At 70.4% G+C, this 12396-nt stretch carries 11 protein-coding genes; 5 read left to right on the top strand and 6 right to left on the bottom strand.

The window, feature by feature from the left end; all coding sequences use genetic code 11:
* Window positions 1-74: 74 nt before the first annotated feature.
* Both M2317_RS16640 and lpdA read left to right on the top strand, forming a co-directional pair.
* Window positions 75-740 carry a copper resistance protein CopC gene (locus M2317_RS16640; protein ID WP_429462081.1) on the top strand — a complete coding sequence of 222 codons (666 nt, stop codon included), beginning with the start codon at window positions 75-77 and terminating at the stop codon, window positions 738-740.
* Between the two features lie 9 nt (window positions 741-749).
* Window positions 750-2147: a dihydrolipoyl dehydrogenase gene (gene lpdA, locus M2317_RS16635; protein WP_429462079.1), complete on the top strand. Its 1398-nt coding sequence runs from the start codon at window positions 750-752 to the stop codon at window positions 2145-2147.
* Window positions 2148-2201: 54 nt separating this feature from the next.
* Here the strand turns inward: lpdA and M2317_RS16630 are convergent, their stop codons facing one another.
* The 6 genes from M2317_RS16630 to M2317_RS16605 form a co-directional block, all read right to left on the bottom strand.
* Complete coding sequence (locus M2317_RS16630) at window positions 2202-3317, bottom strand: FAD-dependent oxidoreductase (RefSeq protein ID WP_429462077.1); 1116 nt, start codon at window positions 3315-3317, stop codon at window positions 2202-2204.
* Complete coding sequence (locus M2317_RS16625; RefSeq protein WP_429462075.1) at window positions 3310-4014, bottom strand: methyltransferase domain-containing protein; 705 nt, start codon at window positions 4012-4014, stop codon at window positions 3310-3312. The genes M2317_RS16630 and M2317_RS16625 overlap by 8 nt, the downstream gene beginning before the upstream one ends.
* On the bottom strand, window positions 4007-5164 hold the full coding sequence (locus M2317_RS16620; protein ID WP_429462073.1) for a type III polyketide synthase: 1158 nt from the start codon (window positions 5162-5164) through the stop codon (window positions 4007-4009). The genes M2317_RS16625 and M2317_RS16620 overlap by 8 nt, the downstream gene beginning before the upstream one ends.
* A gap of 75 nt (window positions 5165-5239) precedes the next feature.
* Complete coding sequence (locus tag M2317_RS16615; protein ID WP_429462071.1) at window positions 5240-5872, bottom strand: CYTH domain-containing protein; 633 nt, start codon at window positions 5870-5872, stop codon at window positions 5240-5242.
* A 2-nt stretch (window positions 5873-5874) separates the two neighbouring features.
* Window positions 5875-6090, bottom strand: coding sequence for a response regulator (locus tag M2317_RS16610; RefSeq protein ID WP_429462069.1), 216 nt, complete (start codon window positions 6088-6090; stop codon window positions 5875-5877).
* Window positions 6091-6108: 18 nt separating this feature from the next.
* The gene (locus M2317_RS16605; protein WP_429462067.1) at window positions 6109-6582 is read right to left on the bottom strand and encodes a prepilin peptidase; all 474 of its coding nucleotides are present in this window, start codon (window positions 6580-6582) and stop codon (window positions 6109-6111) included.
* Between the two features lie 132 nt (window positions 6583-6714).
* On the opposite strand from M2317_RS16605, the gene M2317_RS16600 reads away from it, so the two are divergent.
* The 3 genes from M2317_RS16600 to M2317_RS16590 are packed head-to-tail and all read left to right on the top strand — an operon-like array spanning window position 6715 to window position 12388.
* On the top strand, window positions 6715-7476 hold the full coding sequence (locus M2317_RS16600; RefSeq protein WP_429462065.1) for a hypothetical protein: 762 nt from the start codon (window positions 6715-6717) through the stop codon (window positions 7474-7476).
* Window positions 7473-8999 carry a DNA polymerase Y family protein gene (locus M2317_RS16595; protein WP_429462063.1) on the top strand — a complete coding sequence of 509 codons (1527 nt, stop codon included), beginning with the start codon at window positions 7473-7475 and terminating at the stop codon, window positions 8997-8999. Before M2317_RS16600 ends, M2317_RS16595 begins: the two co-directional genes overlap by 4 nt.
* On the top strand, window positions 8999-12388 hold the full coding sequence (locus M2317_RS16590) for an error-prone DNA polymerase (protein WP_429462061.1): 3390 nt from the start codon (window positions 8999-9001) through the stop codon (window positions 12386-12388). Before M2317_RS16595 ends, M2317_RS16590 begins: the two co-directional genes overlap by 1 nt.
* The last annotated feature ends 8 nt before the right edge of the window (window positions 12389-12396 follow it).

Genomic DNA, 12396 nt, shown 5'->3' with positions numbered 1-12396 from the left:
CTGATCGAGCGGGGGCGACGGGAGGGCGAATCCGCTCTCGGGCGCCGTCGAGGTGCCGACCATAGGGTGGAGGCGTGCCTACCGCTGCTCTGAAACGTCCACTCCTGCCCGCTGTGATCGCCGCCGGGATGCTGGCTGCTCTGCTCGTCCTGCTCCCGTCGACCCGCGCATCCGCACACGACGAACTGGTCTCGTCGGATCCGCCGGCCGGATCCACGGTGCAGACGCTGCCCGACGAGATGACGTTGACGTTCAGCGCCGCCCTCATCGCGTCCGACGGCGGGACGGCGGTCGTCGTGACGGATGCGGCGGGGAACGATGTCGCCGACGGAGCACCCGAGATCGACGGCGCGGTCCTGATCCAGCCGTTGAAGGCGGATGCCGCGGCCGCCGGCGAGTACACCGTGATCTGGCAGGTCGTCTCCAGCGACGGCCACCCGACCGACGGCGAGTTCGCCTTCACCGTGACCGAGGCCGCAGCATCCGCGACGACGGAGCCGACCGCGACGAGTGAGCCGACCCCCTCGGTCTCCGAGACGGCGGCGCCCACCGAGGATGCGACGCCGGCCGCCACCGCGACGCAGAACCCGGACGCGACCGAATCCTCCCCGGCATCCGCCTGGATCTGGGGTCTCTCGATCGTCGGCATCCTCGCTATCGTCGTCGCCATGGTCTGGTTCTGGCTGCGCGGAAGGCGGTCCGCGCCCGGCACCGATTCGGATACCCCCGCAGAGGGATAGGCTGGAGCCATGCCACATTACGATGTCGTCATCCTCGGCGCGGGCCCTGGCGGATACGTCGCCGCCGTCCGCAGCGCTCAACTCGGACTGTCCACCGCGATCATCGAAGAGAAGTACTGGGGCGGTGTGTGCCTCAACGTCGGGTGCATCCCCTCCAAGTCGCTGCTCAAGAACGCGGAGATCGCCCACACCTTCAACCACAAGGCCGAGTTCTTCGGCATCTCGGGTGACGTGCACTTCGACTTCGGTGCGGCGTTCGACCGCAGCCGCAAGGTGGCGGACACTCACGTCAAGGGCATCCACTTCCTGATGAAGAAGAACAAGGTGACCGAGTACGACGGCCGAGGCACATTCACGGGTCCGAAGGCGATCTCGGTCGCGAAGTCGGACGGCACGACCGAAGAGGTCACGTTCGACAACGTCATCATCGCCACTGGTTCGACCGTTCGACTGCTGCCCGGTGTGCAGCTCAGCGAGAACGTCGTCACGTACGAGGAGCAGATCCTCTCGCGCGAGCTGCCCGAGTCGATCGTGATCGTCGGCGCCGGCGCCATCGGCATGGAGTTCGCCTACGTGCTGTCGAACTACGGCGTCAAGGTGACCATCGTCGAGTTCCTCGACCGGGCCCTGCCCAACGAGGACGTCGAGGTGTCCAAGGAGATCACCAAGCAGTACAAGAAGTACGGCATCGACATCCTCACCTCCACCAAGGTGGAGACGATCGTCGACAACGGCTCGTCTGCCACGGTGACCTACACGGGTCAGGACGGGCAGCAGACCTCGATCGAGACCGGCAAGGTGCTCATGTCGGTCGGCTTCGCCGCGAACGTGAACGGCTACGGCCTGGAGAACACGGGCGTCGCGCTGACCGAGCGCGGTGCGATCGACATCGACGACCACATGCGGACGAACGTCGAAGGCATCTACGCGATCGGTGACGTCACCGCGAAGCTCCAGCTGGCGCACGTCGCCGAGGCGCAGGGCGTCGTCGCGGCCGAGACCATCGCCGGCGCCGAGACCCAGACGCTGGGCGACTACCGGATGATGCCGCGTGCGACGTTCTGCCAGCCCCAGGTCGCCAGCTTCGGCCTCACCGAGGAGCAGGCACGCGCCGAAGGCCGCGAGATCAAGGTCGCGAAGTTCCCGTTCAGCGCGAACGGCAAGGCGAACGGCCTTGGCGAGCCGATCGGCTTCGTCAAGCTCATCGCGGATGCCGAGCACCTCGAGCTCATCGGCGGCCACCTGATCGGCCCCGACGTCTCCGAGCTGCTCCCCGAGCTGACGCTTGCGCAGAAGTGGGACCTCACGGCTCTCGAAGCCGCACGCAACGTGCACACGCACCCGACGCTGTCGGAGGCACTGCAGGAGGCGTTCCACGGCCTCTCAGGTCACATGATCAACCTCTGATCGATCGTCGTTCGACGGCCCGGTCCCCGCTCTCGGGGGCCGGGCCGTCGTCGTTCACAGTCCGCTCATCGTCATCGCCCCGAGCACTCGGCGTCCGCTGACGCCCTGGTCGAGGAGCACGATCGCGCCGTCGCGCACGGCGCGGACCGCGTCGCCGACGGGCGCGCCCATCGCCATGTTGAAACGGGCTCGCCGCTGAGCGACCGCCGCCGCCCGCAGCGACACCCGCTCGTACGCTCGCAGTGCGGCATCCTGATCGGATCGCTCGGTCAGCGCCACGGCGAGTCGACAGGCCGCGATCCAGGCGAGGTTCATGCCCTGCCCGCCGATCGGGCTGATCTCATGCGCCGCGTCGCCGAGCAGGACAGCGGGCCCGTGCACGAGCCGGCTCGCACGGTGCTGTCCGGCACGGAAGCTCTGGGGGTGAGCTCCACCCGGCTCGCCGATGTCGAGGCCGGTCCTGGCGAGGACGGTCCGCGCGAAGGACGCCGTCGTGCGTCGCATCTGCTCGTGCTCACGGATCACCCAGCGTCGCCCGCCGCGCGGGAGCGGGAACGACTCGACCACTCCGTCCGGCTCGAGATGCAGCCGCGCCCGGTCGTCCGACGGCGCATCGACCACATCCAGCATCGTGTAGTCCCCGGCGCCGGGAACCCGCCGCCAGGACAGCCCCAGCCGAGCGCGGATGCCGCTGTGCACGCCGTCCGCGACGACGACCCGTCGTGCGGAGAACTCCTGCTCCCGCCCGTCGCGCACCGCGAGCACGCGGACGGCTCCGGCGCACCCGACGACATCGCTCACGTGGACGCCGGTGCGCACGGCATCCGGAGCCAGCGCCGCAAGTCGCTGTTGGAGCAGCGCGTGAGTCCGAGACTGCGCGAGGGTGCGGACCTCCCGCCCCGGGGCGAAGTCCTGCTCCGCCAGTGCGCGTCCTCGCGAACTCACGGTTCCCCCGGCGAGAAGGAGCGCCTCCGCGCGGAACGCCTCGTCGACTCCGGCGACCCGGAGCGCGGCGAGGCCGGGCGGGTGGATGCCGATCGCCCTCGATCGATCCTCGTGACCGGTCCCCCGCTCGAGCACGAGCACGTTCGTCCCGCGTCGTGCGAGCAGGCAGGCCAGCAGCAGCCCGGCCGGCCCGGCGCCCACGATGGCGACATCGCATTCAGGCACGCACGCCGCCCCTGAGCAGAACGACGCGGTGGGGAGACGACGCGACCGCTGTCCAGCCCTGCGGCGCGAGCTCGGCGAGTTCTGCCACGGTGTACGAGCGGCGGATGCTGGTCAGCCCGTCCGCTCGGATGAACGATCCGGCGAGCAAGAGCTGGAGCACGCGGGTGAGGGCGTCGAACAACGTGTACGCGCGCCCGCTGCGGGCGATGTCCACGTGCACGGCGATGCCGTCTTCGGCCAGCAGCGCCTCCGTTTCGCGCAGCAGGTCGGGCACGCTGTCGAGGTGGTGCAGCAGATGGTTCGACACGACGACGTCGAAGCGCTCTCCCGCCGCGACGAGGTCGGCAGTCGTTCCGGTGCGATACCGGATGTTCGCCGGTCCGCCCTGACGCTCGGCCCACGCGGTGGCTCGGGGATCCGCGTCGAGCGCTGTGACGACCGTTCGCGATGCATCGCGCCTGACCCATCGCGCGATCCTGCGCGTGACGTCACCGCCACCGGATCCGATGTCCAGGATCCGCACGTCGGCGGCGCGCACCCGCGTCCTGATCCGATGCAGGTAGATGCGTCGCCAGCCGCCGACGAGCGCATTGATCATCCGGAATCGCTGATAGGTGGCCTCCAGAGCGACCGGGTCGGCATCCGGGTCGTCCATGAGCTCACGCGCAGAGATGTCGCGCGAGCTCAGGTCAGGCACCGTCCCCCGCACCGCCGAGCACGGTCATGACACCGCCCTCCATCGTGAGTCCGGGGCCGAACGCCATCGCGATCAGACGCTCCCCCGTCCGCGTCGCGTCGTCGAGCAGGATGCGCCGGATGACGAACAGGACCGTCGCACTGGACATGTTGCCGCAGGTGCGCAGCACCTCTCGCGCGGCATCCAGCTGGGTATCGGCGAGACCGACCGCGTGCTGCACCCGGTCGAGGATGTCTCGACCTCCGGGGTGCACGGCCCAGTGCGTGACCGTGCCGGCGAGATCCGCGCAGTCGCGGGCGTAGGCGAGCTCCTCGTCCGCCGAGCACAGGGCCCCGAGCGCGTCGTCGATGTTCGCCTCGATCACCTTGGGCACGGCGGTGGAGAGGATCATCTCGAAGCCGTGGTCTCCGATCGTCCAGGCCATGTGCTCCACGGAGTCGGGGGCGATCGCCGTGGCGAACGAGTCCAGCTCGGCACCGGGGATGCCGGGTTCCGGCGGCCGCCCCGTCACGAGTGCGCCGGCTGCTCCGTCCGCGAAGAGGGAGGAGGCGATGATCGTGTCCGGATCGCTCGACGAGCGCAGATGCAGCGTGCACAATTCGGCGCTGACCACGAGGACGACGGCGTCGGCATCCGCATGGCAGAACTGGGCTGCGGCGCGCAGCGCCGGAATCGAGGCATAGCAGCCCATGAACCCGAAGTGATACCGCTCGACGCCGGGGCGCAGCCCCAGCTCGGTGACGATCGCGAAATCGGGTCCTGGCGCATGGAATCCGGTGCAGGAAACGGTGATGACGTGCGTGATGTCTTCCGGGGCGATGTCGTCGGCCGCGTCGAGCGCCTGTCGTGCCGCCTCGACGAACATCGGCGTCGCGGCCCGGACGTACAGTTCGTTTCGCACCGCGGTCCCCGGAGCGAGGAGCAGATTCGATGAGCGATCGTAGAAGGTCGCGTCGCCCGTGTACTCGGTTCCGAGTTCGGCGATCGCCGTGTGGCGGGTCTCGATGCCGGAGCCGCCGAAGGAGGCGTTCACGATGCGGACGGCCCGTCGATCGATGTCCGGCTGGGACGCGAAGACCTCGCGCACCTCGTCCTGGTGCAGCGGAGTCGACGGGAGCACGGTCTGCGGCACTCGGAGATAGGCGCTCATGAGCACACGCTCGCACGTCGGCGCGCCGAGCACCAGGGGCTTGTCAGTGCACGCCGGCCCGGGTATCGGAGCGGTTCAGAATCCGAGGGCGCGCGCGAGCTTGGATCCGGATGCCGCGTGCCGGCCGCCCGCGGCGAAGATCGCCCGTTCCGCCGCGGCGAAGAGCCGCTCGCGCTCGTCGGGGTCGACCGGAGCGGCGGGGCCCAGTTCGAACTCCCACTCGCGCCACCGGCGCTCGGTGCCCTGGCGGAGATCGGTCGCGCGGACGCGATCGTCGACGAACTCGGCGACGACACCGTCCGGCCCGGTCAGCAGATAGGCGGTGCGATCGTTCTCGATCCGGGCGAGGGGCGTCAGAGGTTCGGCCGTCCAGCGGGCGAGCACGTCGGCCACGGCATCCGGAACCGCCTCGTCGTCACCGAGCGGCCAGCCGATCTCGAGCCGCCCGTCTCCCTCGCGAGGGCCCTTGATGTGCCAGCCGGCATCCGGTCCACCGGTCCGGCGGCGCAGCGCGACTCCGGAGCGCGCGAGGGCTGCTTCGGCCGTGTCCAGGTAGCGCGCGTCGAGCACGCGCAGCTCCCCCGTCGTGACCGCGTCGACACCGGGGATCCCCTGCCACAGCGGCAGCGGAGTGTCGCCGTCGACGTCGTACTTGCGCTCGACCTCGACGGTGCGCGACGGCTCGGATGCGTTCGGAGCCTCGGCCATTCTCAGTCGTCCGACGGGGTGAGGTCCTCGAGGGATTCCTCGTACCAGTAGTCGACCTCGGTCGGCCCGTCGCTGTCACCGGTGTTCTGCGGCTCTCCACTGCGGAGGTAGACCACCTGGGTCTCGGCGTAGGGGACGATCAGCTTGTCATCGACGTCCGCCTCGAGCGGAAGGATCTGCCCGTCCAGCGGGCCGCCGTGGAGTCGTGCGAGTGCCATGATCTCACCCTAGACCTGTCAGCCCGCAGCGATGCCGAGCACCGCGCCGACGATCATCCACGGTCCGAAGGCGATGCGGGTGCTCCGCTGCGCCCTGCGCAGGGCCATCAGGGCGAGCGCGTAGACGGCGCCGAGGACGAACGCCGCTGCCGCGCCGACGATCAGCGCCTGCCATCCGTGCCAGGCGAGCACGAGGCCGATCACCGCCGCCAGCTTCACATCTCCGCCGCCCACTCCGCCGCCGGCGAGGAACAGCGCGGCGTAGAAGCCGCCGAGGATCGCTCCTCCCGCGAGGGTGCGGACGAGGACGGAGACGTCGCCCGCGGCGAGCGCCTCGATGCCGACGAGCGCGAGAAGCGCCGCTCCGACGGGCAGGACGATGCGGTTCGGGAGGCGGTGCGTTCGCGCGTCGATGACGATCAGCCAGATGCCGATGCCGATGAGCCCTGCGTGCACGGCGATGACGATCGCGGTGCGCAGCAGCTCGGGCATCCCCGAAGGCTAGGCGATCGGCGATCCTGACGTGACGGGCCTGTGGATAACCGCACCCAGCGAATGTCCGATGTCCGAATTACGATCGGAGCACCACTTGATTTATTCGTAGATATCTTCGAGGATGGATGCATGGGCACCGCACTCCCCGCCCCGACCGCTCTCCCCCGTGAGAGCAGCGCTTCCCGCGCGCAGGAACTGCATCGACTGCGCAGCGAGATCTCCCGCATGCAGCGCCGGCGCAGCGACGTGCCCCTTCTGCCGATCGACCCCGCCCTCGAAGGCCTGCTGCCCGATGACGGACTGCGCACCGGCGCCGCATACTCCCTCATGCCGTCGCCGAGTCTGCTCGGCGCATTGCTCGCAGCTCCCTCGCAGAGGGGCTCCTGGTGCGCCGTCATCGGCATGCCGACCCTCGGCATCGAGGCGATGGCCGACTTCGGCGTCGATCTGTCGCGCCTCATCCTCGTGCCGGACCCCGGCCCGCGCTGGCTCACCGTCGCCTCCGCGTTGAGTGAGGTCATCCCGCTCATCGCCGTGCATCCGCGCAGTCGGGCATCGGATGCCGATATCCAGCGCATGAGCGCACGGTTGCGCGATCGGGCGTGCACGCTCCTGGTCACGGCCCGCTGGCCGCAGAGCGAGGCGACGCTGCGCGTGGAGGAGACCGAGTGGAACGGACTCGGTGACGGCTGGGGGCTGCTCGCCGATCGCACGGTCACGCTCAGCTGCTCTTCCCGCCGGCTGGAGACGCAGCGCCGCATCCGGGTGCGACTGCCCGGTTCCCTGGGGCGCGTGGATGCCGCGCCGGCCCCGCTGCGTCCGGTCGCTCCGCTGCGCCGCACGGCGGACGAGCATCCTGTTCTTCCCGATCAGTGGGCGGTGGCCGGATGATGCCGCCTCGCCATCTCGTGCTGTGGCTGCCGGACTGGCCGGTGCGCGCGGCCGTCGGCGCCCCGCCGCCGTACGGTCCCGTGGCCGTCGTGCAGGCGAACACGATCATCGCCTGCTCCGCCGAGGCCAGAGCACAGGGGGTGCGCCGCGGACAGCGTCGGCGGCTGGCGCAGTCCCGCTCCCCCGCGCTGCAGCTGCTGAACGCCGATCCGCTGCGGGACGAGAGCGCGTTCCTGCCCGTCCTGCGGCTGCTGGAGGATCAGGTGCCCGGCGTTCAGCCGCTGCGCCCAGGTCTCGCCGCGCTGCGCGCCCGAGGGCCGGCCCGCTACTACGGCGGCGAAGCCGAAGCCGCACGCGTGCTCATCGGCGTGCTCGCCGAGCACGGGTACCCGGGCACGAGGGCCGGCGTCGCCGATGGGCTGTTCACCGCCGAACAGGCGGCGCGCCTCGGAGACCCGGCTTTCGTCGTGCCGCCGGGGGGCGCGGCCGACTTCCTCGCTCCCCTGCCCGTCCAGGTCCTCGGGGACGAGGAGATCACCGCGCTGCTCGATCGGCTCGGGGTCAGGCGCCTCGCCGATTTCGCCCGTCTCGGCGAGAACATGATCCGCGACCGCTTCGGCGAGCGCGGCGCCCGCCTGCACGCGCTGGCCGCCGGTGCCGACTCCCGCCCCCTGCCAACCAGGTCCGCGCCCCCCGAGCTCTCTCGAGAGGTGTCGTTCGAGACGCCCCTCGCCCAGGCCGATCAGGTGGCCTTCGCGGTCAGGCAGACCGCGGATGCCGTCTTCGCCGGCCTCGCCGAGGCGTCGCTGGTCTGCACCGAGGTGCGCATCGAGTTCACCGACGACGACGGAGCGGTCGGCTCGCGGGTGTGGATGCATCCGACCTCCTTCGAAGCCGCGGACCTCGTCGACCGGGTGCGCTGGCAGCTCGAGACGCTGCGTCCCGCCGAATCGAGCACCTCGGACCGGGTGCCGGCCGGGATCGTGACCGTGCGGATCATCCCGACCCGTACGGACGACAGCCGTCACCATCAACCGGGGCTCTTCGGCCAAGGGCCGGAGGAGCGTCTGCATCATGCCGTCTCCCGGGTGCAGGCGCTGCTCGGCCACCGAGGCGTCGTCACCCCGGTGATCGTCGGCGGGCGTCGCCTGGCCGATCGGCAGCAGCTGCAGCCCTGGGGCGATCGCGCTCCGATCGATCGCGACCCGGCTCTCCCCTGGCCGGGGAGCCTGCCGGCGCCGCACCCCGCCGAGGTCTTCACGCCTCCGCGGCCGATCGCCGTCGTCTCGGCCGATCGGTCCGTCCCCGCCGTCGACGCGAGAGGCGCGCTCTCCGCCGCCCCCGCCTTCATCGCGGATGCGGAGGTGATCTCCTGGGCGGGCCCCTGGCCGTTGCGTGAGCACGGCTGGGATCCGGATGCCGCGCAGAACGCGCATCGTTTCCAGATCGTCGATGCCGGCGGGCGGGCATGGCTCGTGCTGTGGGAGCGCGAGGCCTGGTGGGCCGAGGGGAGGTACGTCTGATGGGCTGGCAGAATCACCCCGGCATGAGCTGGAGCGAACTCGAAGAGACCCTCAGTGCTCGCGAACCGGCAGACGGCGTCCCCATCCGCCCCGATCCAGGCCCGATCAGCCGGAAGAGGCAGTCCGAGCCGCCAGCGCCCATCGTCCGCCCGGAGGACGCCGTCCCCTATGCCGAACTGCACGCGCATTCCACGTTCTCGTTCCTGGACGGCGCGTCCACCCCCGAGGATCTGCTCCTCGAGGCCGAGCGACTCGGGCTCACCGCTCTGGCGATCACCGACCACGACGGCTTCTACGGCGCGGCGCGCTTCGCCGAGACCGCCGATGCCGCGAGGCTCGGCGTGCAGACGATCTTCGGAGCCGAGCTGTCGCTGAATCTCACCGCCCCCCGGAAGGGCTCCCCCGATCCTCCCGGGGAGCATCTGCTGGTCCTCGCCGGCGGCATCGAGGGCTACCACCGGCTGTCCGGCGCGATCACCCGCGCTCAGTTGCGCGGTGGCGAGAAGGGACGCCCGCAGTACGACATCGACGAGCTCGCAGCGAGCGCGGACGGTCACTGGACGATCCTCACGGGCTGCCGCAAGGGCGCTGTGCGGCGCGGGCTCGCCGCGGGCGACGCCGCGACGCCCCTGCGCCGCCTCGTCGACCTGTTCGGCCGTGATCGGGTGGCCGTCGAGCTCATCGACCACGGCGATCCCCTGGATTCCCGTCGCAACGATGCCCTGGCCGACCTGGCGCGCGCCGAACGGCTGCCGGTCGTGGCGACCAACAACGTGCACTACGCGGCCCCGGAGCGCGTCGGGATGGCCGAGGCGGTCGCCGCGGTGCGCGCCACCCGTGGCATGGACGAGCTGGACGGCTGGCTCCCCGTGCACGGCTGGGCGCATCTGCGCAGCGGCGCCGAGATGACCGACCGCTTCCGCCGCTTCCCCGGGGCGATCAGCCACGGACTCGCCATCGCCCGCGACAGCGCCTTCGAGCTGCGCCGCGCCCGCCCCGCTCTGCCCCGCATGACGGTCCCCGACGGAGAGACCCCGATGAGCCATCTGCGCGCTCTGGTCTGGGAGGCGGTCCCCCGGATCTACCCCCGTCTGGACGACGACGGCCGCCGCCGCATCGAGCGCGAACTGGACGTCATCGAGGAGAAGGACTTCCCCGGGTACTTCCTCATCGTGCACGGCATCGTTTCCGAGGCGCGTCGCCGCGGCATCCTGTGCCAGGGACGAGGGTCGGCCGCGGCGAGCGCGGTCTGCTATCTGCTCGGGATCACCGCGGTCGACCCGATCCTGTACCGGCTCCCCTTCGAACGCTTCCTCGCGACGACGCGCGAGGAAGAGCCGGACATCGACGTGGACTTCGACTCGGACCGCCGCGAGGAGATCATCCAGTGGGTGTACCAGCAGTACGGACGCGAGCGGGCGGCTCAGGTGGCGAACGTGATCCAGTACCGCCCCAAGAACGCCGTCCGGGACATGGCGAGGGCTCTCGGTCACTCCGCCGGGCAGCAGGATGCCTGGTCCAAGCAGGTCGAGGGGTGGGGCGCCGATCTGCAGCCCGCCGAAGGACACGACATCCCCGCGCAGGTGCTCGCCTATGCCGGCGACCTGCTGAAGGCGCCCCGGCATCTCGGCATCCACTCCGGCGGCATGGTGCTCACCGCCAGGCCGGTCGGCGAGGTGGTCCCCGTCGAGCACGCCAGGATGGCGAACCGCACGGTCATCCAGTGGGACAAGGACGACGCGGCCTGGATGGGGCTGGTGAAGTTCGATCTGCTGGGGCTGGGGATGCTGGCGGCACTGCAGCACTGCTTCGATCTCATCGCAGACGCCACCGGAGAACGCTGGACGCTGCAGTCCCTCCCGAAGGAGGAACCGGCGGTGTACGACATGCTGTGCCGGGCCGATTCGATCGGAGTGTTCCAGGTCGAGTCCCGGGCGCAGATGGGGCTGCTGCCGCGATTGCAGCCCCGAGAGTTCTACGACCTCGTCATCCAGATCGCCCTCATCCGCCCAGGCCCCATCCAGGGCGGGGCCGTGCATCCGTTCGTACGTCGCAAGCTCGGGCAGGAGAAGGTCGCCTACGCGCACTCGGCGCTGGAGCCGATTCTGAAGCGCACACTCGGCATCCCCGTATTCCAGGAGCAGCTCATCCAGATGGCGACGGCGCTGGGAGACTGCACGGCCGACGAGGCCGATCTGCTGCGCCGGGCGATGGGGTCCAAGCGCGGGCTGGAGAAGATCGATCGCATCCGCGGCAAGCTGTACGCGGGTATGAGGCGGCACGGCCTGGACGAGGCCACCTCGGACCGGATCTACGCGCAGATCCAGGCGTTCTCGAACTTCGGCTTCGCCGAGTCGCATTCGCTGTCGTTCGCGCTGCTGGTCTACGCCAGTTCGTGGTTGAAGCTGCACTATCCGGCCGCGTTCCTCGCCGGGCTCCTGCGCTCCCAGCCGATGGGGTTCTATTCGGCGGCGACGCTCACCGCCGATGCCCGCCGGCACGGCGTGCGCGTGCACCGGCCCGACCTGCATGCCTCCGGCGCGCAGGCTTCGCTCGAGCCTGTCGGTGACGATCACGCCGCTACGGGCCTGCCCGGCTGTCTCGTCGACGGGGATCCGGATGCCGCGGTCCGCTTCGACCGGTCGAAACCGGACGAATCAGCGGCTCACCGCCGGGACGGCGCCTTCACCGTCCGGCTCGGGCTCTCGGATGTCCGCAGCATCGGGCTGCCGTTCGCCGAACGGATCGTCGCGGAACGGGACGCGAACGGCCCCTTCCGGGATCTGAACGACCTCGTGCGCCGCACGGATGCCACCGCCGCACAGGTGGAGGCGCTGGCGACGGCCGGGGCGTTCGAGAGCATGGGGATGAAACGCCGGGAGGCGGCCTGGCTCGCAGGCGCCGCCGCCGAGGATCGCGCCCGCTATCTGCCCGGCACGGTCCTGGCCGTGCAGCCGCCGCTGTTCCCCGATCAGACCGGATACGAGCAGCTCTCCGCCGATCTCTGGGCGACGGGTGTCGCGACCGATGATCATCCTCTGGCGCATTTCCGTGCGCAACTGGACGAGCGAGGTGTGATCCCCTCCGCGCGATTGGCGGATCATGAGGTCGGTCGGCGCATCGAGGTGGCGGGTCTCGTGACGCACCGGCAGCGACCGGCGACGGCATCCGGCATCACGTTCCTCAACCTCGAGGACGAACAGGGCCTCGTCAACGTGGTCTGCTCCCCCGGTGTGTGGAAGCGCTATCAACGGGTCGCCAGGGACTCGCCGGCGCTCATCGTCCGCGGCATCCTCGAGCGCTCGGCCGAGGGCGTGGTGAACGTGCTCGCTGACGCGTTCGAGGACCTGCGCACCGGCATCCAGCACCGATCTCGGGACTTCCGCTGACGGCGACC

This window comes from Microbacterium sp. ZKA21 (genome assembly GCF_050434165.1).
Taxonomy (GTDB): domain Bacteria; phylum Actinomycetota; class Actinomycetes; order Actinomycetales; family Microbacteriaceae; genus Microbacterium.
The sequence above is the reverse complement of the archived record's forward strand: the minus strand, read 5'-3'. Positions and strand labels throughout refer to the sequence as shown.

Bases quoted from the DNA above. Each gene is read 5' to 3' on its own strand.
- lpdA (WP_429462079.1), top strand. From the start codon at position 750: ATGCCACATTACGATGTCGTCATCCTCGGCGCGGGCCCTGGCGGATAC.
- M2317_RS16620 (WP_429462073.1), bottom strand. From the start codon at position 5,164: ATGAGCGCCTATCTCCGAGTGCCGCAGACCGTGCTCCCGTCGACTCCG.
- M2317_RS16615 (WP_429462071.1), bottom strand. From the start codon at position 5,872: ATGGCCGAGGCTCCGAACGCATCCGAGCCGTCGCGCACCGTCGAGGTC.
- M2317_RS16610 (WP_429462069.1), bottom strand. From the start codon at position 6,090: ATGGCACTCGCACGACTCCACGGCGGCCCGCTGGACGGGCAGATCCTT.
- M2317_RS16605 (WP_429462067.1), bottom strand. From the start codon at position 6,582: ATGCCCGAGCTGCTGCGCACCGCGATCGTCATCGCCGTGCACGCAGGG.
- M2317_RS16600 (WP_429462065.1), top strand. From the start codon at position 6,715: ATGGGCACCGCACTCCCCGCCCCGACCGCTCTCCCCCGTGAGAGCAGC.
- M2317_RS16595 (WP_429462063.1), top strand. From the start codon at position 7,473: ATGATGCCGCCTCGCCATCTCGTGCTGTGGCTGCCGGACTGGCCGGTG.
- M2317_RS16590 (WP_429462061.1), top strand. From the start codon at position 8,999: ATGGGCTGGCAGAATCACCCCGGCATGAGCTGGAGCGAACTCGAAGAG.